We start from the raw sequence: 19,466 nt of genomic DNA, 5'->3' as shown, positions 1-19,466 counted from the left end.
GGCTGGATGAAAATAATTTCGATTCACAAGCGATGAAGGCCGCAGAACCCTTGTGGGAGCGAGCCTGCTCGCGAAATCGGTCTATCAGGCAGCATCAATGGCGACTGACACACCTTTTTCGCGAGCAGGCTCGCTCCCACGGGGATACCGGTGGTTTTACGGTTGGGGATCGGCCTTGGCCACCACATTGACCCACCACGGCGTGTGCTTCTCGATCTGCACCGGCAAGGTTGGCAGCAGGGCGGTCAGGGCCAGGTCGGTGTTGTGCAGCGGGAAGCTGCCGGTGATGCGCAGGTCGGCGATGCCGGGGTCGACGCCCAGGTGCCCCGGGCGGTAGCGCCCGAGTTCGTGGATCAGGTCTTCCAGGCGGGCGTTGTCCACCACCAGCATGCCGCGGGTCCAGGCATCGGTGGCGGCGTTGGTCGCCAGCAGCGGGCCGAGGCCATCGCGGCGCATCAACACTTGCTGGCCTTCGTGCAGGACCTGCTCGTCGGGGCGCGTCTGCGGCCGGGCGGCGACCGCGGACTGGAGGACGCTGAGCCGCGTGCCGTGGTCTTCGCGCCGGACCACGAAGCGGGTGCCCAGGGCACGCATCTGGCCGTCACGGGTTTCGACGATGAACGGACGAGCGTCGTTGTGCCCGGTTTCGATGAGGATCTCGCCTTCCTGGAGGACGATCCGCCGTTGTGTCTCGTCAAAGCGCACATCCAGCGCGCTGTGGGTGTTGAGGTTGATCAGCGTGCCATCGGCCAGGCGCAGGGTCCGCTGCTCGCCGGTTGCGGTGCGGTGGTCGGCGAGCCAGTAATCGACAGGCAGGTAGCGCTCGCCGGTGAACAGCGCCAGGCCGATCACCAGCATCACGCTGGCCAGGCCGCTGCCGAGCTGGCGCACGCGCCGGCGCAGGCCTTCGCGCGATTGCAGCAGGGCCACGCGGGCGGGGCCGGTGGCGATGCTGAAGCGCGCATCGAGCATGCCCAACTGGCGCCAGGCCCGAGCGTGTTCTTCGTCGGCGGCGTGCCACTGGGCGAACTCCTCGCGCGCCAGCGAACTGTCGCTGCCCGAGTCGAGGGACAGTTGCCAGGCGATGGCGGCATCCAGCACCCGCGCCGAGACGGGCTTGCTGCTGGCCGGGTTCATACCGGCTCGCCGTACAGCGCCACGTAGCACTGGCGGATGCCTTGGGCCAGGTACTGGCGCACGCGGGGCACGGAGACGCCCAGGCGCTCGGCGATTTCGGCGTGGCCCAGGCCATCGAGGCGGTTATAGAGGAAGGCGGCGCGGGCCTTGCTCGACAGCTTGCCGAGCAGGCGGTCGATGGCCTTGAGGTCTTCGAGGATCAGTTGCTGTTCCTCCACCGACGGCTGTTCGGCTTCGGGGATCAGCATCAGTTCACTGAGGTAGGCCTGCTCCAACGCGGCGCGGCGGAAATGGTCGAACAGCAGGCCCTTGGCGATGGCCGCCAGGAATGCGCGCGGCTCGCGGGGCGCCTTCAGTTCGTCACGGCCCAGCAGGCGCAGGAACGTGTCCTGGCTCAGGTCTTCGGCCTTGGAGGGGCAGGCGATATTGCGCCGCAGCCAGGCCAATAGCCAACCGCGATGGTCGCGATACAACGCGCCCACCAACTCAGTGTGCGGGCTTTGGACTGACGACAAGGGGTTTCACCGACCAGATGTTTAAACTAACGAGAATTATTCGCGATTGTGTCAGAGGCCGGGAGTCTGCGCAATTGGCGTTGGTCGGGTGGGGACTTTCTTCCAAGCACCAGCAACCACTGTGGGAGCGGGCTTGCTCGCGAAGTGGCCATCACCTTCAATATCAGCGCTGGCGGTGCCGACGCTTTCGCGGGCAAGCCCGCTCCCACAGTGTTTTGTGGTGTTTTAGAACGAATGCACCTGCTGCCGCCGCTTCCACTGGCTCAACCGCTGTTGCAGGTCCCGTGGGCTGTGGATCTGCTGCGCCCGGGCGCGATGGAACAGGATCAACGCCAGCTCGGCGGTGGCCATGGCGTCGGCGCTGGCGTTGTGGCGCTCGCCCATGTGCAGCTTGAAGCAGTCGATCCAGTCATCCAGCCCGGCCTCGCGGATGTTGGCCTGCGGGCACAGCAGCGGCGCCATGTCGGCCACGTCGAGGAATGGATGCTGCAGGCGGTAGCCCAGGCTGTCTTTCAGGGCCTTCATCAGCATGTGTTGGTCGAACGGCGCGTGGAACGCGAGGATCGGGCTGTCCCCGACGAAGGCCATGAAGTCGAGCAGGGCGTCCCGCGGGTCAGTGCCAGCGGCAATGGCGCTGGGGCCCAGGCCGTGGAGCAACACGCTAGGCGCCAAGGTGTGTTCGCGGCGGTGCAGGGTGCGTTCGAACTGCTGGCTGAAGTCGATGGCGCCGTCTTCGATGACCACCGCGCCGATGGACAGCACCTGGTCCTTATTGAGGTTCAGCCCGGTGGTTTCCAGGTCGAGGACCACCCAGCGTTGCTCGCGCAGGCTGGATTCGCCCAGCGCTGGCGCGGCGCCCAGTTGGTCCAGGCGCTGTTGCTGCTCGCTGGACAGGGACGGGCGGGCGGCCGGGCGCAGCCAGGCAAACCACGTCATAGCTGATACCGCAGGCTCAGGCTGCTTTGCAGGCGCTGGGCCTGGCGCAACGATTCCCGCAGGATGCGCCGGTCCAGGTGGTTCAGGCTGTCGGGGTCGACCCGGTTGGAATAGGGCAGGTTCTCGCGGGTTTGCCGTTGATGTTGCTGCATGCGAGTTTGCTGGATGAAGTGGTAGGCCTCTTCATAGGCGGCACCATCCAGCGGGTCGATGACCTGTTTGGCCACCAGTTGACGGAAGCGTTCCAGGGTGTTGTTGCTGTCGATGCCGTTGGCCAGCGCGAGCAAACGCGCGCCGTCGACAAACGGGGTGAGGCCCTGGACCTTGAGGTCGAGGGTGGCCTTTTCGCCGTTCTTCCTGGCCAGCACGAAGTCGCGGAAGCGCCCCACGGGTGGACGCTGGCGCAACGCGTTCTCGGCCAGCATGCGCTGGAACAGCCGGTTGTCGGCCACTTGCTCGAGGATTCCTCGGCGCAGTTGCTCAGCGCTTGTTTCATCGCCCCACACCACGCGCAGGTCGAAGTAGATGCTCGAGCCCAGCAGGTTCTGCGGAGTGGCTTCGCGAATGAACGCGGCAAAGCGGCGTGCCCATTCGGCCCGCGACAAACACAGCTCGGGGTTGCCGGCCATGATGTTGCCCTTGCACAGGGTAAAGCCGCACAGCGCCAGGCTCTGGTTGATCTGCTGGGCGATGGGCAGTAGCTGGCCGCGAATCTCGGCGGCATGCGCGGCGTCGCGGGCATCGAAGAGGATGCCGTTGTCCTGGTCGGTGTGCAGGGTTTGTTCGCGGCGGCCTTCGCTGCCGAAACACAGCCAACTGAACGGGATGCCGGGGTCGCCCTTGTCGGCCAGCGTCAGCTCGATCACCCGGCACACGGTGTGGTCGTTGAGCAGGGTGATGATGTGGGTGATCTGGGTCGAGGACGCACCGTGGGCGAGCATGCGTTCGACCAGTTGGCCGATCTCCCCGCGCAGCGCCACCAGGTTGTCCAGGCGTGGCGCGCTGCGGATGGTGCGTGCCAGGTGCACCAGGTCGACCCGCTGCAGGGAGAACAGATCGCGTTCGGACACCACGCCGCACAGGCGTCGGTCCTTGACCAGGCAGACGTGGGCGATGTGCCGTTCGGTCATGGCAATGGCGGCATCGAAGGCGCTGTGGTCCGGCGTCAGGGCAAACGGCGCCGGGGTCATGTGCTGTTCGATGCGCTGGGTGAAGTCGCTGTTGCCGTTGGCCACCACCTGGCGCAAGTCACGCAGGGTGAAGATCCCCAGCGGCGCCTGCTGCTCATCGACCACCACAATGCTGCCGACCTGTTGCTCGTGCATCAGGCTCACGGCCTCGCGCAGCGCGGTGGCGGGAGGGCACATCACCGGGTGACGCATGGCCAGTTCGCCCAGGCGGGTGTTGAGCGAGTACTGGGTGCCGAGGGTTTCCACGGCTTTTTGCTGGACCTGCTGGTTGACCTGATCCAGCAGGCTGCTGACGCCGCGCAGGGCAAAGTCGCGGAAGGTGCTGGACAGCGCGAACAGCTTGATGAAAGCCAGCTTGTGCAGTTGCAGGCAAAAGGTGTCTTCCCCGGCCTTGTGCTCGGTGCGGGTCGCCCGCTCGCCCAGCAGCGCGGCGAGGGGAAAGCACTCGCCGGTGGTGATTTCGAAGGTGGTTTCGGTGCCGCCCTTGGCCGTGTGCGGGCGTTCGCCCACCACCCGGCCCTGCTTGACGATGTAGAAGTGTTCGACCGGACCGTCAGCGGGCTTGATGATGCTGTCGCCCGGGCCGTAGAAGCGCAGTTGGCATTGCTCGACGAGGTACGCCAGGTGAGCGTGTTCCATCTGGTTGAACGGCGGGAACCGTTGCAGGAACTGCAAGGTGCCCTGGATGTTCTGCAACACCGCGGTTTTTCCTGCCTGGGTGAAGGCATCCGTTTTACTCATAACCATGACCGCAGACTTTTCATTTTGTTGTTGTAGGAGTGTTGACCATGGTCGGCCCCCACGCGCGGGGTGCCCATTGGACGTAAGTCTAGTGAGTAGCGCTGCAATCAAATTTAGGAGATGCCCTACGCGACGCGTCCATAACGCCGATAGTTCGCCCCCTTGGAAAACTATCCGACGAAGTGCACATTTACGCGCTGCCTAGTGATGTCTGACGTAGGTAGGGAATTGATCTGACCTGTAGAGAGACCTATGTCCGACCACGATATTTTGAGCGATGCCGAACGTGAAGCATTGAGCACCATCATGCAGGCACCAGATCTACCACCTCAGCGGGTGCTGATCGTCGATGATGACAAGGATGCCCGGGAGTTGCTGTCAGAGGTGCTGGCGCTGGGGGGTGTGCGTTGTATGACGGCGGCCAGTGGCGAAAGTGCACTCAAGCTGTTGGCGAGCAAACCCTCGATCGGCTTGGTGATCACCGATCTGCGCATGGGCCATGTCGATGGGCTGGAGCTGGTTCGCCAGGTGCGCGAATCGGTCTGGGCGGCGCTGCCGATCATCATTGTTACCGGTGATGCCGGGGTGAAGGACGCGATTGAGGCCATGCACTTGAGCGTGGTGGACTTCCTGCTCAAGCCCATCGATACCCAGAAGTTACTGGCGCTGGTCAAGCATGAGTTGGGCATGGACGACTGAATCGCACTCGCCGGGCCTTGAAACGAAAAAGCCCTGATCTTTCGATCAGGGCTTTTTCATGTCCGGCGCCAGCGCTCGGTTACAGGCCGTTGGCGGCCTTGAACTCGCGACGACGACGGTGCAGGACCGGCTCGGTGTAGCCGTTCGGCTGCTTCGTGCCTTCGACCACCAACTCGACCGCCGCCTGGAAGGCGATGTTGCTGTCGAAGTGGGGAGCCAACGGACGGTACAGCGGGTCGTTGGCGTTCTGGCGGTCGACCACCGGCGCCATGCGCTTGAGGCTTTCCATCACTTGCGCCTCGGTGACGATACCGTGGCGCAGCCAGTTGGCGATGTGCTGGCTGGAGATACGCAGCGTCGCACGGTCTTCCATCAGGCCGATGTCGTTGATGTCCGGCACTTTCGAGCAACCCACGCCCTGGTCGATCCAGCGCACCACGTAGCCCAGAATGCCCTGGGCGTTGTTGTCCAGTTCGTTCTTGATCTGCTCGGCGCTCCACTGCGGGTTGACCGCCAGTGGAATGGTCAGGATGTCGTCCACCGAAGCGCGAGGGCGCTTGGCCAATTCGGCCTGGCGGGCGAACACGTCGACCTTGTGGTAATGCAGCGCGTGCAGGGCGGCGGCGGTCGGCGACGGCACCCAGGCGGTGTTGGCACCGGCCAGCGGGTGGGCGATTTTCTGCTCCAGCATGGCGGCCATCAAGTCAGGCATGGCCCACATGCCCTTGCCGATCTGGGCACGTCCTTGCAGGCCAGTGCACAGGCCAATATCGACGTTCCAGTTCTCGTAGGCGCCGATCCACTTCTCGGCCTTCATGTCAGCCTTGCGCACCATGGCGCCGGCTTCCATCGAGGTGTGGATTTCATCGCCGGTCCGGTCGAGGAAGCCGGTGTTGATGAACACCACGCGCTCGCTCGCGGCCTTGATGCAGGCCTTGAGGTTGACTGTGGTGCGGCGCTCCTCGTCCATGATGCCGACCTTGAGGGTGTTGCGCGGCAACTCAAGGACCTCTTCGATGCGCCCGAACAGCTCGTTGGTGAACGCGGCTTCTTCGGGGCCGTGCATCTTCGGCTTGACGATGTAGACCGAGCCGGTGCGGCTGTTCTTGCGGGTGGTGTTGCCGTTGAGGCTGTGGATCGCCGCCAGGTTGGTGATCAGGCCGTCGAGGATGCCTTCGGGGACTTCGTTGCCGTCCTTGTCGAGGATCGCGTCGATGGTCATCAAGTGGCCCACGTTGCGCACGAACAACAGCGAGCGACCGTGCAGGCTCACGTCACTGCCGTCGGGGGCGGTGTAGGTGCGGTCGGCGTTCATGGTGCGGGTGAAGCTTTTGCCGCCCTTGGACACTTCTTCGCTCAGGTCGCCCTTCATCAGGCCCAGCCAGTTGCGGTAGATCACCACTTTGTCGTCGGCATCGACGGCGGCAACCGAGTCTTCGCAGTCCATGATGGTGGTCAGCGCGGCTTCCATCAACACGTCTTTGACACCGGCCGCGTCGGTCTGGCCGACTGGGGTGCTGGCGTCGACCTGGATCTCGAAGTGCAGGCCGTTGTGCTTGAGCAGCACCGCGGTGGGGGCTGTGGCATCACCGTTGAAGCCGATCAGTTGCGCATCGTTGCGCAGGCCACTGTTGCTGCCGCCCTTGAGCGCGACGACCAGCTTGCCGCCGACGATTTTGTAGCTGGTGGCGTCGACGTGGGAGCCCGCGGCCAGTGGCGCGGCTTCGTCGAGGAAGGCGCGGGCGAAGGCGATGACCTTGTCGCCGCGCACCTTGTTGTAGCCTTTGCCTTTTTCCGCGCCATCGGCTTCGCTGATGGCATCCGTGCCATAGAGCGCGTCGTACAGCGAACCCCAGCGGGCGTTCGAAGCGTTGAGGGCGAAGCGGGCATTCATCACCGGCACCACCAACTGGGGACCGGCCATGCGGGCGATTTCGTCGTCGACGTTTTGCGTCGTCGCCTGGAAATCGGCCGCTTCTGGCAGCAGATAACCGATGTCTTGCAGGAAGGCTTTGTAGGCCACGGCGTCATGCGCCGAACCTTGACGCGATTGGTGCCAGGCGTCGATACGGGCCTGGAAGTCATCGCGTTTGGCGAGTAGGGCTTGGTTCTTCGGAGCCAGGTCGTGAATGACCTTGTCGGCACCGGCCCAGAACTTATCGGCGGTGAGGCCGGTACCGGGAATGGCTTCGTTGTTCACGAAGTCGAACAGGACTTTGGCGACCTGCAGGCCACCGACTTGAACGTGTTCAGTCATTGCTTGCCTCACTCTGCTCAGCTAAATCGCTTTTCAGCTCTTGTATTTATGACAATGAAACCTCTGGCCATTTAAACCACAAACCTCTCGGCCAGTACATGCCATCACGGGCGCCTGGGTTGTTCCAATCAACGGACAAGAGCCTTGCTGACGGGGCTTTGAGAGGTTGCGATGGCGCCTGGGCAGACATCGATTCACATTTATGTAGTGCGCGCGGCGGCATACTACATGATGAGTTGCGGTTGTGAACATCAGACTAATTGCGTCGCTCTGCGACCTCATGACGCATTGCGGTCATATTGCGGGCCTGGATGTTCTCAAAAAACCAATGGGTTGTTCCATATAAATCTTGGAGCTTGTACACAATTTGTGGTTTTGCTCGAGCGGTGGTGCTGCCATTCGCGAGCAGGCTCGCTCCCACAGACGATCCGCTGTCCCTGTGGGAGCGAGCCTGCTCGCGAAAACGATGGTTCTGTCAACATCGAAACCAACGCCAGCCGGTGACCCTCCACCCCTTGCCTATACTTGCTTCTCTCATCACAAAGAGGGCTGCGCCATGGACCATCTCGTACTCACTGTCTTTGCCCCTGACAAGCCAGGGCAGGTCGAGCGCATCGCCCAATGCATTGCCGAGCATGGCGGCAACTGGCTGGAGAGCCGCATGTCGCGCATGGCCGGGCAGTTCGCCGGGATCCTGCGCGTCGGCGTGCCCGCCGAGGCTTATGACGAACTGGTGGCGGCGCTGCAGGCATTGTCCGCACAAGGGATTCGCGTGTTGATCGCCGAAAGTGGCATCGAGCAAGCCTGCACGTGGAAGCCGATTGCCATGGAGTTGGTGGGAAACGACCGTCCGGGGATCGTGCGCGACATCACCCGCCTGCTCAGCGAACAAGGGGTCAACCTGGAGCGCCTGGTGACCGAGGTCCGCCTGGCACCGATGAGCAGCGAGTCGCTGTTCCACGCCGAAGCGATTCTCGCGGTGCCGCTGACCTTGTCCCTGGATGACTTGCAGGCGCGCCTGGAAACCCTGGCCGATGATTTGATGGTGGAGTTGGTGCTGCGCAGCGACCCGCCGGGCGTTGACGGGTTATCCCAGTAAAGCGTGCACCTGCCTGTGGATAACCTGTAGAGACAGTGCGCCAGGCCACGGGGCGCATAGCGCTTCAGCGCTTGATCAAAAAACCAGCAGTTTCAAGGGGTTGTGCACAAACGGTGGGGACCAGGCTGTGGATAACCTTGGGAAGGATGCGTGCAGGCCACGGGGGGCAGGGCCTGCACGCAGTTGTGCGTTTTTTGATCAGCGACGGCGACGCAAACTCATCCAGGCATCGATGCTGTAGACCGCGAGGCCGGCCCAGATAAACATGAAGGCCACCAGGGTGCTGGACGACAGGTGTTCACCGAACAACAGCACCGCTTGCAGCAGCACCAGGGTCGGTGCCAGGTATTGCAGGAAGCCCAGGGTGGTGTAGGGCAAGTGCCGGGCAGCGGCGTTGAAACACACCAGCGGCACCAGCGTAATCGGCCCGGCGGCCACCAGCCACCAGGCTTGGGAAGTGGTCCAGAATTCGGCCTGGGCAGTGCTGGCAGTCGGGTTGAAGAGCAACCAGGCGACGGCGATCGGGACCAGCATCCAGGTTTCCACCACCAGCCCTGGCAGGGCCTTGACCGGCGCCTGTTTGCGGATCAGGCCGTAGAAGCCGAACGTCAGCGCCAGCACCAGCGACACCCACGGCAGGCTGCCGACTTGCCACACCTGTTGCGCGACACCCACGGTCGCCAGGCCAACCGCCACCCACTGCAAGCGGCGCAGGCGTTCGCCGAGAATCAACATGCCCAGCAGCACATTCACCAGCGGGTTGATGTAGTAGCCCAGGCTGGCTTCGAGCATGCGCCCGTTGTTCACCGACCAGACGTAGGTCAACCAGTTGGCGGCGATCAACGTGCCGCTCAGAGCGAGGACGGCCAGGCGTTGCGGGTTCTCACGCAGTTCGCGCCACCAGCCGGGGTGCTTCCAGACCATCAGCAGCAACGCGCCGAACAGCGCGGACCAGAGTACCCGATGGATGATGATTTCCACGGCGGGGACGCTGGCAATGGCTTTGAAGTAGAGCGGGAACAATCCCCAGATGATGTAGGCACTCAGGCCCAGAATGTACCCGCGACGGGGGTTGGCGGCTTGCATGCAGAGTCCTTGCTTAGGCAGCTAACAAAGGGCGATTGTAAGGAGATTTGTCCAAGTGTGTTCGCAAACCTTGTGGGAGCGAGCCTGCTCGCGAAGGCGACATCTCAGTCAGCATAGATGTTGACTGAGACGGCCTCATCGCGAGCAGGCTCGCTTCCACAGGGAATGGTGGGGTGCGGGCTGAGTCAAAACAGCTTCAGCGGCTCTTCATTCAGCGCCGACAATTGCTCGCGCAGGGCCAGCACCTGGTCGCCCCAGTAACGCTCGGTGCCGAACCACGGAAAGCTGTGGGGGAACGCCGGGTCGTCCCAGCGTCGGGCCAGCCAGGCGCTGTAGTGCATCAGGCGCAAGGCGCGCAGCGGTTCGATCAGCGCCAGTTCGCGCGGGTCGAAGTCGTGGAACTCCTGGTAACCGTCCATCAGTTCCGACAACTGGCCCAGGCATTCCTGGCGATCACCGGCCAGCATCATCCACAGGTCCTGCACGGCAGGCCCCATGCGACAGTCGTCGAGGTCGACGATGTGGAACATTTCGTCGCGGCACATCATGTTGCCGGGGTGGCAATCACCGTGCATGCGGATGTTCTGGTGGGGCGTGGCCTTGTAGACCTCTTCCACACGCTTGAGCAGGTCGCGTGCCACTGACTCGTAGGCCGGCAACAGGCTGCGCGGGATGAAATTGCCTTCGAGCAGCGTCGTCAGCGAGTCATGGCCGAAGTTCTTCACGCCCAACGCTTCGCGGTGCTCGAAGGGGCGGGTGGCGCCCACGGCATGCAAGCGGCCGAGCAGTTGGCCCAGGCGATAGAGTTGATCGAGGTTGCCCGGCTCCGGCGCCCGGCCGCCACGGCGGGGGAACAGGGTGAAACGAAAGCCGGCGTGTTCGAACAGGCTTTCGCCGTTGTGGATCATCGGCGCCACGACCGGCACGTCACAGTCGGCCAGTTCGAAGGTGAAACGGTGCTCTTCGAGGATCGCTTCGTTGGTCCAGCGCTGCGGGCGATAGAACTTGGCGATCAGCGGTTCGCCGTCTTCGATGCCCACTTGGTAGACGCGGTTTTCGTAGCTGTTGAGCGCCAGGACACGGCAATCGCTGAGAAAGCCGATGCTTTCGACAGCATCGAGCACCAGATCGGGGGTAAGTGTTTCAAACGGGTGGGACATGCTGACTCCTGCGCGCAGCAGGCTGCCGCGTCCGACCGGGCATGGTAGCGCAGATGACAGGGATTAAGGGGCTCGGCTTGAGCTGGGAGGCGTTTGCGCTGACGTCATCGCGAGCAGGCTCGCTCCCACATTGGATCTTCAGTGAACACAGCCTCTGCTTGTGTCACAGACCCCCTGTGGGAACGCAATACTGTTCACTTAAGGTCATCTCGACATTCAAACAGTCCGTGGCGAGCTTAAGTGAACCGCATGACCCTGTGGGAGCGAGCCCGTTCGCGAAAGGGCGGCGTATCAGGCGCCGACGATCCCGCCATCGATCCGGGAAATCGCCATCACCGAAGAGCGCGGCTTGCCGTTGGGCAAGTGTTCGGGGAAGGTCGATCCACCGTTTTCACCCGGGTGCTGGATGCCGACGAACAGGGTCTTCTGGTCCGGGGAGAAACTGATGCCGGTCACTTCGCAGCCGACCGGACCGACCATGAATCGGCGGATTTCGCCGGTGGCCGGGTCGGCGCAGAGCATCTGGTTGTTGCCCATGCCGGCGAAATCGCCTGCGTTGCTGTAGTCCCCGTCGCTGAGGATCCACAAGCGCCCGGCGTCGTCGAAGCCCAGGCCATCGGGGCTGTTGAACATGTTCTGTGGGTTGATGTTCGACGAGCCGGCCTTGGCGGTGCCGGCATGCACGGCGGGGTTGCCCGCGACCACGAACAGGTCCCAGCCGAAGGTGTCTGCGCCATGGTCATCACCTTCGGTGCGCCAGCGCAGGATCTGCCCGTAGACGTTTTTCTCCCGAGGGTTGGGGCCGCCCACCGGTTGGCCATCTTCGCCGCGCTTGGCGTTGTTGGTCAGGGTGCAATAGACCTGGCCGTCGGTGGGGCTGACGACGATCCACTCGGGGCGGTCCATGCGCGTGGCGCCGACCACGCTGGCGGCCAGGCGCGCCTGGATCAGCACCTGGGCCTGGTCGGCGAAGCCGGCGCTGGCATCGATGCCGTGCTGGCCGTGAGTCAGCTCGATCCACTGGCCCTGGCCCTTGGGGTGGTCGGGGTTGTTGTCGCCGGCGTCGAAGCGCGCCACGTACAGGGTGCCGTGGTCCAGCAGGTCGCGATTGGCCTTGGCATCCGTGTGATTGATTCTGTCGCGGCTGATGAATTTGTAGATGAACTCGCCGCGCTCATCGTCGCCCATGTACACCACGGCGCGGCCGTCATGGGTTTCGGCCAGGGCCGCGTTCTCGTGTTTGAAGCGCCCCAGGGCGGTGCGCTTGACCGGCGTCGACGTTGGATCGAACGGGTCGATCTCCACCACCCAGCCGTGGCGGTTGAGCTCGTTGGGGTTGTGCGCCAGGTCAAAGCGCGGGTCGTGCGGGTGCCAGTTGATCTCTTTGCTGGTGGCCACGGCGCCGTAGCGTTTTTGCGCGGCATCGAACGTTTGCTGTGGGTCGCTGCTGCCGAAGCAGTCGGTGAAGTTCTCTTCGCAGGTCAGATAAGTGCCCCACGGCGTCTTGCCGTTGGCGCAGTTCTGGAAGGTGCCCAGGACTGTCTGGCCCTTGGGATCGGCACTGGTCTTGAGCAGCGCATGGCTGGCGGCCGGGCCGGCGACGCGAATCGGTGTGTTGCCGTGGATGCGCCGGTTGTAGGGCGAACCCTGGACGAACTGCCACTGGTCGCCCTTGCGCTGTACTTCGATCACCGACACCCCTTCGCAGGCCTGTGCCTTGTGCACGTCGGCGGCCGACTGCGGCATGCCGCCATGAGGGTAGAGGTAGCGGTAGTTGGTGTATTCGTTGTTGATGGCCATCAGCGCCCGGTTGTCGTCGCCGGGGAAGGGGAACAGGCTCATGCCGTCGTTGTTGTCGCCGAACTGCAGTTCCTGGTGCTCGGCGCTGCCGTTGCCGCTGGGGTCGAAGGCCGGACCTTGGGCGTGCAGCGGCTGGCCCCAACTGATCAACACCGACGCGCGGTAGCCGGGCGGCAAGGTGAGGGTGTCGTGGGTGGCAGCGGGGATGCTGGCAAACCCCAGCAGGTTGCTGTTGGCGGCGCTGACACTGGCGGCCAGCACGCTGCGGCTCAGCAGGTTGCCCCCCAGGAACATCGCGGCGCCGCACAAGGCTCCGGCGCTGATGAAGCGACGGCGGCTGAGGCCGACCATGGTTTCGAGGTCGGTGGCTTGGTTTTCTTCTAATAGGCTCACATCAGGCTTCCTGCTGGTTTTTGCAGTCACCTTAAAGCGGGTTTATGACGCTTATGTTGCACCTGGGCGCGAGGCAGCTACAGCGGCGTGCCGAGCAGGACGTTGGTCGGGGCGAACTGCACCCGGACGGGCTTTTTCGCGTCCAGGCCCAGGGTTCTCAACTGGATGGGCTCGGCCAGCGCACACAGCGTCTGGCCCGACGGCAGTGCGATACGCACTTCACTGGGACCGTCCTGGGCATCGAGGATTTCATCGACCGTCCCTTGCAGGCAGTTGTAGCCAGCGCTGGCCGCCTGGTCCGGGCCGAGCAGTTCGAGCCATCCGGCCTTGATCAAGGCCACCACTTCGGTGCCGGGGCGCAGCTCCAGGTGTTGGGTGCTGTCGTGGGTGATCCGTGCGTGCAGGGCCAGCCCGCCGGCCAGGGTCAGGGTGATCAGGTCGTTGTGCCCTTGGGCTTCGATGTGGGTGACCTGGCCATGCAGTTGGTTGCGGGCGCTGGTGCGCAGCATCAGGCGGCCGAGCAGGTCGAGATCGCTGGCATCTTCGGCGGCTTCCAGCACTTGGGCCTGCAAGGCTTGCAAACGTTGATACAGGCGCAGCACCCGCTCCCCTTCAGCGGACAGCTTGGCGCCGCCGCCGCCCTTGCCACCGATGCTGCGTTCCACCAGCGGTTTTTGCGCCAGGTTGTTCAACTCGTCGATGGCATCCCACGCCGCTTTGTAGCTGATCCCGGCGCTCTTCGCGGCACGGGTGATCGAGCCTTGTTCGGCGATGTGTTGCAGCAGCGCGATGCGTTGCGGGCGCCGGACGATGTGTTGGGACAACAAGCTGGACAGGGGCATGGTCGGGGCTGCAAGCGGGGGTGATGGAAGTGGACGTTGGCGGCTTCGTTGGCTTGCGTCAAGTCGAGGCGGCGGTTTTTGGCGTGCGGGCCAGGCAATAGACATCGACCCGCGCCGCGCCGGCATTGCACAACAGGCGGGCGAGGCTGCGGGCGGTGGCGCCAGTGGTGAGCACATCGTCGACCAGCGCCAGGTGGCGCCCCGCAACCTGGGCGGTGGTCGTCAGCGCGAAGGCGTTGCGCAGGTTTCGTTGGCGAGCGTCGGCGGTCAGGGCCTGTTGCGTGGGGGTGTGGTGGATGCGCTGTACCAGGTGTTCGTCGCACGGGATCAGCAACCGCTCGCGCAGCCAATGGGCAAGCATCGCCGCTTGATTGAAACCCCGCGCGCGCAGGCGTTTGCGGGCCAGCGGGACCGGCACCAGCGCGTCGGGCTGCGCCAGGCCTTCGTTGAAGCGATGTTGCAGCGATTGTGCGAGAAGTTCGGCCAAAAGGTGGCCGTAGGGCCAGTTTGCCGAATGCTTGAAGCGGGTGATCAGGCTGTCGATCGGGAAGCTGTAGGTCCAGGGCGCGATCACCTGCTCGAACGCCGGCGGCGCCTTCAAGCATTGGCCGCAGGTCAGACCGGACATGGGCAGCGGCACGGCACATATCTGGCAATGATCGCCGAGCCAGGGCAGTTCGGTCTCGCAGGGGGTGCAAATAGGCTGAGGGGTGTCGGTGGCTTCATCGCAGAGCAAACACTGCTGTATGTTTTTTAGCCAGATGTAAACCGGTCCTTCGTATCGTGGTTGACAGCGCATGACTCTTCCTTAAATATGCCGAAACATCCGTGTAGCGCCTGTGGGAACGCCATTGTCCCGAGCGTGTATCAAGCATAAGAAAGGAAATTAGCCGATGAGCGCCAGCATCACCGCCAAATTGCGTCACGATTGGTCTTTGGCCGAAGTACGGGCGCTGTTTACCCAGCCCTTCAACGACCTGTTGTTCCAGGCGCAGACGGTGCACCGTGCGCATTTCGACGCAAACCGGGTCCAGGTGTCGACCCTGCTGTCGATCAAGACCGGCGCTTGCCCGGAAGATTGCAAATATTGTCCGCAGTCCGGTCACTACAACACCGGCCTGGAAAAAGAAAAGCTGATGGAGGTGCAGAAGGTCCTCGAAGAGGCCGCGCGTGCCAAGGCCATTGGTTCGACCCGTTTTTGCATGGGCGCGGCCTGGAAGCATCCGTCGGCCAAGGACATGCCCTACGTGCTGGAGATGGTCAAGGGCGTGAAGGCCATGGGCCTGGAAACCTGCATGACCCTCGGCCGGCTCGACCAGGACCAGACCGAGGCGCTGGCCAGCGCTGGCCTGGACTACTACAACCACAACCTCGACACCTCGCCGGAGTTCTACGGCAGCATCATCACCACCCGCACCTATGGCGAGCGCCTGCAGACCTTGGCGTACGTGCGTGATTCGGGGATGAAGATCTGCTCGGGCGGCATCCTGGGCATGGGCGAGTCGCTGGACGACCGCGCCAACCTGCTGATCCAGTTGGCCAACCTGCCGGAGCACCCGGAGTCGGTGCCGATCAACATGTTGGTCAAGGTCGCCGGCACACCGCTGGAAAACGCCGACGACGTCGACCCGTTCGACTTCATCCGCATGCTCGCGGTTGCGCGGATCCTGATGCCGCAATCCCACGTGCGCCTCTCCGCTGGCCGCGAAGCGATGAACGAGCAGATGCAGGCCCTGGCGTTCTTCGCCGGTGCCAACTCGATTTTCTACGGCGACAAGTTGCTGACCACGTCCAACCCTCAGGCGGACCAGGACATGCAACTGTTCGCGCGCTTGGGTATCCAGCCCGAAGCGGGCGAAGGTCACGCCGATGAGGTGCACCAGGCGGCCATTGAGCAGGCGCTGGTGGAGCAAAAGAGCAGCGAGCAGTTCTATAACGCTGCGGTTTGAGCCCATCCACTGATTCCTCTGAGTGGATGGACTCAACCCCTTGTGGGAGCGGGCTTGCTCGCGAAAGCGTCGGTTCAGTCGACATCGATGTTGAATGTCAGTCCGTCTTCGCGAGCAAGCCCGCTCCCACATTGGATTGTGTGCCTACCCCGATTTATGTGATCTGACTGCCGAGGCCTGCATGTCCTTCAATCTCGCTGCACGCCTTGCTGCCCGTCGTGCCGAACACCTCTATCGCCAACGGCCCTTGCTGCAAAGCCCCCAGGGGCCGAAGGTGGTGGTCGATGGCCAGCCGTTGCTGGCGTTCTGCAACAACGATTACCTGGGCCTGGCCAATCACCCGCAGGTGATCGAAGCCTGGCGTGCCGGCGCTGCCCGCTGGGGTGTCGGCGGCGGCGCCTCGCACCTGGTGATCGGCCATAGCAGCCCGCACCACGCCCTTGAAGAGGCCTTGGCCGACCTGACCGGTCGCCCACGGGCGCTGTTGTTTACCACCGGTTACATGGCCAACCTCGGCGCGGTCACGGCGCTGGTCGGGCAGGGCGACACGGTGCTCGAAGACCGCCTCAATCACGCCTCGCTGCTGGACGCCGGCTTGCTCTCCGGTGCGCGGTTCCAGCGTTATCTGCATAACGACCCCGTCAGCCTGGCCAAGCGCCTGGAGAACGCCACCGGCAATACGCTGGTGGTGACCGATGGGGTGTTCAGCATGGACGGCGATATCGCCGATCTACCGGCCTTGGCCCTGGAAGCCCGGGCCAAGGGCGCGTGGCTGATGGTCGACGATGCCCATGGTTTTGGCCCGTTGGGGGCCAACGGTGGCGGGATCGTCGAGCATTTTGGCTTGAGCCTGGAGGATGTGCCGGTGTTGGTCGGCACCCTGGGCAAGGCGTTCGGCACGGCTGGGGCATTTGTGGCGGGCAGCGATGACCTGATCGAGAGCCTGATCCAGTTCGCCCGGCCCTACATCTACACCACCAGCCAGCCCCCCGCGCTGGCCTGTGCCACCCTTAAAAGCCTTGAACTGCTGCGCACCGAACATTGGCGGCGTGAGCATTTGCAGGCGCTGATCCGCCAGTTCCGTCACGGCGCCGAGCAGATTGGCCTGGCGCTGATGGACAGCGCCACGCCGATTCAACCGATCATGATCGGCGATGCCGGGCGTGCCGTGCTTTTTTCGCAGATGCTGCGCGCGCGCGGGCTGATGGTCACGGCCATTCGTCCGCCCACCGTGCCGGCCGGCAGTGCTCGGTTGCGCGTGACCTTGACCGCCGCCCACAGCGAAGCTCAGGTGCAGCTATTGTTAGAAGGTCTGGCCGATTGTGTTCAGCAACTAAGGGCGGTGCCGAACCATGCGTAATCGTCTGATGCTGTTGCCGGGTTGGGGGCTCGGCGTATCGCCGTTGGAGCCCCTGGCCGCCGCCTTGCAAGGGTTGGACGAACACCTGCGGGTCGAGATCGAGCCGTTGCCGGAACTGGAGTCGAGCGACCTTGAGCAATGGCTCGATGAGTTGGACGCCCGCGTGCCGCCCGACACCTGGCTGGGCGGCTGGTCGCTCGGCGGGATGCTGGCCTCCGAGTTGGCGGCACGCCGGGGCGAGCGCTGCTGCGGGCTGCTGACCCTGGCGAGCAATCCGTCCTTTGTTGCTCAGGACCCGTGGGCATGCGCCATGCCGAATGAAACCTTCGATGGTTTTCTGGCGGGCTGCAGTGCCGACCCGCGCATGACCCTCAAGCGCTTCAGTCTCTTGTGTGCCCAGGGCGCCGAAGACCCGCGCGGGCTTGCGCGGCTGTTGCTGGGCGGTGCGCCCCATACGGCGAGCGCGGTGCTGATGAGCGGCCTGGAGTTGCTGGCCCAACTCGACACCCGCCAGGCCTTGCTGGCTTTTCGCGGACCACAGTTGCATCTGTTCGCCGGGCTTGATGGCTTGGTCCCTGCCGAGGCGGCCAGTGAGCTGCTGGCGTTACTCCCCGATATCGAAGTTGGTCTGATTGAACAGGCCAGCCATGCGTTTCTTCTGGAAGACCCCCATGGAGTGGCGGGGGCGATCCAGGCCTTTTTGCATGAGTGCCGTGATGACTGATTTGTCTTTTCCTCCCTTGCCCAATCGCCTGCCCGACAAGCGCCAGGTGGCGGCGTCTTTTTCCCGGGCGGCGGCCAGCTATGACAGCGTTGCCGAGTTGCAGCGGGCGGTCGGCGCGGAGTTGATGGCGCGGCTGCCAACAGGGCATGCGCCTGATCGCTGGCTGGATGTGGGTTGTGGCACCGGGCATTTCAGTCGGGCCTTGGCGCAGCGCTTTCAGCGCAGTGAAGGGCTGGCGCTGGACATCGCCGAAGGCATGCTCAATCACGCTCGGCCCCTGGGCGGCGCGCACCATTTCATGGCGGGCGACGCTGAGAGCCTGCCGTTGCGCGATGCCAGTTGCGACCTGGTGTTTTCCAGCCTGGCAGTGCAATGGTGTGTCGATTTTGCCGCGGTGTTGAGCGAGGCCTATCGGGTGCTCAAGCCCGGTGGCGTGCTGGCGTTTGCCAGCCTGTGCGCGGGGACGCTGTATGAGTTGCGCGACAGCTGGCGTGAGGTGGACGGTATGGTCCACGTCAATCGCTTTCGCGGGTTCAGTACCTATCAACAGCTGTGCGCGGACAGTGGTCTGAAGGTCCTGAGCCTGCAGCGCTGCCCGCATGTCCTGCACTATCCGGATGTGCGTGGCCTGACCCATGAACTCAAGGCCCTGGGCGCACACAATCTGAATCCTGGGCGACCGGGAGGGTTGACCGGTCGGGCACGGATCCTGGCGTTGATCGACGCCTATGAGCAGTTTCGTCAGGCGCAAGGGCTGCCCGCGACTTACCAGGTGGTCTACGCCGTGTTGGAGAAACCATGATGAGCGCAGCGTATTTCATCACCGGCACGGATACCGACGTGGGCAAGACCACCATTGCTGCAGGCCTGTTGCACGCCGCGAAGATGGCGGGGCTGAGTACCGCGGCCGGCAAGCCCGTGGCCTCGGGTTGCGCGATGACCCCCCAAGGGCTGCGTAACAGCGATGCCCTGGCGTTGCTGGCGCAGTGTTCGTTGCCGCTGACCTACGCCGAGGTGAATCCGTTGGCGTTCGAGCCGGCCATCGCCCCGCACCTGGCGGCCCGTGAGGCGGGCGTCGCGCTGACGGTGCAGTCGTTGCTGGTACCGATGCGCCACATCCTGGACAAGCAGGCCGATTTCACCTTGATCGAAGGGGCCGGTGGCTGGCGAGTGCCGCTGGCGGGTCAGGACAACCTTTCGGACTTGGCGATGGCATTGGGGTTGCCGGTGATCCTGGTGGTCGGCATGCGGTTGGGCTGCATCAATCATGCGCTGCTCAGCGCCGAGGCGATTGCCCGGGATGGTCTGCAGTTGGCGGGGTGGGTGGCCAATATCATCGATCCCAAGACATCGCGGCTGGAGGAGAACCTGGCGACCCTGGCCGAGCGTCTGCCGGCGCCGTGCCTGGGCCGGGTACCGAAACTCAAGGCAGTCACGGCACAATCAGTGGCCGAATACCTTGAACTGGATTTGCTGGACTAGGTTTTGCCTATGGCAAGGCACTGTGCCATTAGTGTTTTTGTCGGGTGTTTTCCGGGGGGCTCTGCTTCAATGAGCCCTGGTTACCCTTTGCAGGAT

The 19,466-nt window shown here is 63.7% G+C and carries 17 protein-coding genes; 7 read left to right on the top strand and 10 right to left on the bottom strand.

Going from position 1 to position 19,466, the window contains the following annotated elements; genetic code table 11:
* Positions 1 to 156: 156 nt before the first annotated feature.
* From BMW74_RS09935 to BMW74_RS09920, 4 genes are all read right to left on the bottom strand, one after another.
* On the bottom strand, positions 157 to 1,137 hold the full coding sequence (locus BMW74_RS09935; protein ID WP_093417807.1) for a FecR domain-containing protein: 981 nt from the start codon (positions 1,135 to 1,137) through the stop codon (positions 157 to 159).
* Entirely contained in the window at positions 1,134 to 1,652 is a 519-nt protein-coding gene (locus BMW74_RS09930; protein ID WP_093417804.1) for an RNA polymerase sigma factor, read from the bottom strand. The genes BMW74_RS09935 and BMW74_RS09930 overlap by 4 nt, the downstream gene beginning before the upstream one ends.
* A 225-nt stretch (positions 1,653 to 1,877) precedes the next feature.
* A complete protein-coding gene (locus tag BMW74_RS09925) occupies positions 1,878 to 2,588 on the bottom strand; it encodes a 3'-5' exonuclease (protein ID WP_093417801.1) in 711 nt (236 codons plus the stop codon).
* Positions 2,585 to 4,525 carry a putative nucleotidyltransferase substrate binding domain-containing protein gene (locus BMW74_RS09920; protein ID WP_093417798.1) on the bottom strand — a complete coding sequence of 647 codons (1,941 nt, stop codon included), beginning with the start codon at positions 4,523 to 4,525 and terminating at the stop codon, positions 2,585 to 2,587. Before BMW74_RS09920 ends, BMW74_RS09925 begins: the two co-directional genes overlap by 4 nt.
* Positions 4,526 to 4,771: 246 nt before the next feature.
* Between BMW74_RS09920 and BMW74_RS09915 the strand changes: the two genes are divergently transcribed.
* Positions 4,772 to 5,218 (top strand): response regulator, encoded by a 447-nt coding sequence (locus BMW74_RS09915; RefSeq protein ID WP_093417795.1) that lies wholly within the window; start codon positions 4,772 to 4,774, stop codon positions 5,216 to 5,218.
* Positions 5,219 to 5,297: 79 nt separating this feature from the next.
* Here the strand turns inward: BMW74_RS09915 and BMW74_RS09910 are convergent, their stop codons facing one another.
* Entirely contained in the window at positions 5,298 to 7,475 is a 2,178-nt protein-coding gene (locus tag BMW74_RS09910) for a malate synthase G (RefSeq protein ID WP_093417791.1), read from the bottom strand.
* A gap of 556 nt (positions 7,476 to 8,031) precedes the next feature.
* Between BMW74_RS09910 and BMW74_RS09905 the strand changes: the two genes are divergently transcribed.
* On the top strand, positions 8,032 to 8,574 hold the full coding sequence (locus tag BMW74_RS09905; protein WP_093417788.1) for a glycine cleavage system transcriptional repressor: 543 nt from the start codon (positions 8,032 to 8,034) through the stop codon (positions 8,572 to 8,574).
* Between the two features lie 198 nt (positions 8,575 to 8,772).
* Here the strand turns inward: BMW74_RS09905 and rarD are convergent, their stop codons facing one another.
* The 5 genes from rarD to BMW74_RS09880 form a co-directional block, all read right to left on the bottom strand.
* Positions 8,773 to 9,660, bottom strand: coding sequence for an EamA family transporter RarD (gene rarD / locus BMW74_RS09900; RefSeq protein ID WP_093417783.1), 888 nt, complete (start codon positions 9,658 to 9,660; stop codon positions 8,773 to 8,775).
* 185 nt (positions 9,661 to 9,845) lie between these two features.
* Positions 9,846 to 10,820 carry a serine/threonine protein kinase gene (locus tag BMW74_RS09895; RefSeq protein ID WP_093417778.1) on the bottom strand — a complete coding sequence of 325 codons (975 nt, stop codon included), beginning with the start codon at positions 10,818 to 10,820 and terminating at the stop codon, positions 9,846 to 9,848.
* 291 nt (positions 10,821 to 11,111) lie between these two features.
* Entirely contained in the window at positions 11,112 to 13,013 is a 1,902-nt protein-coding gene (locus BMW74_RS09890; protein WP_093417774.1) for a PhoX family protein, read from the bottom strand.
* A 77-nt stretch (positions 13,014 to 13,090) separates the two neighbouring features.
* Positions 13,091 to 13,855 carry a TOBE domain-containing protein gene (locus tag BMW74_RS09885; RefSeq protein ID WP_093417770.1) on the bottom strand — a complete coding sequence of 255 codons (765 nt, stop codon included), beginning with the start codon at positions 13,853 to 13,855 and terminating at the stop codon, positions 13,091 to 13,093.
* A 58-nt stretch (positions 13,856 to 13,913) separates the two neighbouring features.
* Entirely contained in the window at positions 13,914 to 14,654 is a 741-nt protein-coding gene (locus tag BMW74_RS09880; RefSeq protein ID WP_093417766.1) for a ComF family protein, read from the bottom strand.
* Positions 14,655 to 14,748: 94 nt separating this feature from the next.
* On the opposite strand from BMW74_RS09880, the gene bioB reads away from it, so the two are divergent.
* The 5 genes from bioB (at position 14,749) to bioD (ending at position 19,370) form a co-directional block, all read left to right on the top strand.
* The gene (gene bioB / locus BMW74_RS09875) at positions 14,749 to 15,804 is read left to right on the top strand and encodes a biotin synthase BioB (RefSeq protein ID WP_093417762.1); all 1,056 of its coding nucleotides are present in this window, start codon (positions 14,749 to 14,751) and stop codon (positions 15,802 to 15,804) included.
* Positions 15,805 to 15,985: 181 nt separating this feature from the next.
* The gene (gene bioF, locus BMW74_RS09870) at positions 15,986 to 17,164 is read left to right on the top strand and encodes an 8-amino-7-oxononanoate synthase (protein WP_093417758.1); all 1,179 of its coding nucleotides are present in this window, start codon (positions 15,986 to 15,988) and stop codon (positions 17,162 to 17,164) included.
* On the top strand, positions 17,157 to 17,888 hold the full coding sequence (locus tag BMW74_RS09865; RefSeq protein WP_093417754.1) for an alpha/beta fold hydrolase: 732 nt from the start codon (positions 17,157 to 17,159) through the stop codon (positions 17,886 to 17,888). The genes bioF and BMW74_RS09865 overlap by 8 nt, the downstream gene beginning before the upstream one ends.
* A complete protein-coding gene (bioC, locus tag BMW74_RS09860; protein WP_093417749.1) occupies positions 17,881 to 18,690 on the top strand; it encodes a malonyl-ACP O-methyltransferase BioC in 810 nt (269 codons plus the stop codon). Before BMW74_RS09865 ends, bioC begins: the two co-directional genes overlap by 8 nt.
* Positions 18,690 to 19,370, top strand: coding sequence for a dethiobiotin synthase (gene bioD / locus BMW74_RS09855; RefSeq protein ID WP_093417744.1), 681 nt, complete (start codon positions 18,690 to 18,692; stop codon positions 19,368 to 19,370). Before bioC ends, bioD begins: the two co-directional genes overlap by 1 nt.
* The last annotated feature ends 96 nt before the right edge of the window (positions 19,371 to 19,466 follow it).

The organism is Pseudomonas sp. ok272 (genome assembly GCF_900109995.1).
Classification (GTDB): Bacteria; Pseudomonadota; Gammaproteobacteria; order Pseudomonadales; family Pseudomonadaceae; genus Aquipseudomonas.
Note: the sequence above shows the minus strand (reverse complement) of the source record. Positions and strands in the feature narration are given on the sequence as shown.

Coding starts and splice junctions, on each gene's coding strand:
- BMW74_RS09935 (WP_093417807.1), bottom strand. CDS start 1,137: ATGAACCCGGCCAGCAGCAAGCCCGTCTCGGCGCGGGTGCTGGATGCC.
- BMW74_RS09925 (WP_093417801.1), bottom strand. CDS start 2,588: ATGACGTGGTTTGCCTGGCTGCGCCCGGCCGCCCGCCCGTCCCTGTCC.
- BMW74_RS09920 (WP_093417798.1), bottom strand. CDS start 4,525: ATGGTTATGAGTAAAACGGATGCCTTCACCCAGGCAGGAAAAACCGCG.
- BMW74_RS09915 (WP_093417795.1), top strand. CDS start 4,772: ATGTCCGACCACGATATTTTGAGCGATGCCGAACGTGAAGCATTGAGC.
- BMW74_RS09910 (WP_093417791.1), bottom strand. CDS start 7,475: ATGACTGAACACGTTCAAGTCGGTGGCCTGCAGGTCGCCAAAGTCCTG.
- BMW74_RS09905 (WP_093417788.1), top strand. CDS start 8,032: ATGGACCATCTCGTACTCACTGTCTTTGCCCCTGACAAGCCAGGGCAG.
- rarD (WP_093417783.1), bottom strand. CDS start 9,660: ATGCAAGCCGCCAACCCCCGTCGCGGGTACATTCTGGGCCTGAGTGCC.
- BMW74_RS09895 (WP_093417778.1), bottom strand. CDS start 10,820: ATGTCCCACCCGTTTGAAACACTTACCCCCGATCTGGTGCTCGATGCT.
- BMW74_RS09885 (WP_093417770.1), bottom strand. CDS start 13,855: ATGCCCCTGTCCAGCTTGTTGTCCCAACACATCGTCCGGCGCCCGCAA.
- BMW74_RS09880 (WP_093417766.1), bottom strand. CDS start 14,654: ATGCGCTGTCAACCACGATACGAAGGACCGGTTTACATCTGGCTAAAA.
- bioB (WP_093417762.1), top strand. CDS start 14,749: ATGAGCGCCAGCATCACCGCCAAATTGCGTCACGATTGGTCTTTGGCC.
- bioF (WP_093417758.1), top strand. CDS start 15,986: ATGTCCTTCAATCTCGCTGCACGCCTTGCTGCCCGTCGTGCCGAACAC.
- BMW74_RS09865 (WP_093417754.1), top strand. CDS start 17,157: ATGCGTAATCGTCTGATGCTGTTGCCGGGTTGGGGGCTCGGCGTATCG.
- bioC (WP_093417749.1), top strand. CDS start 17,881: ATGACTGATTTGTCTTTTCCTCCCTTGCCCAATCGCCTGCCCGACAAG.
- bioD (WP_093417744.1), top strand. CDS start 18,690: ATGAGCGCAGCGTATTTCATCACCGGCACGGATACCGACGTGGGCAAG.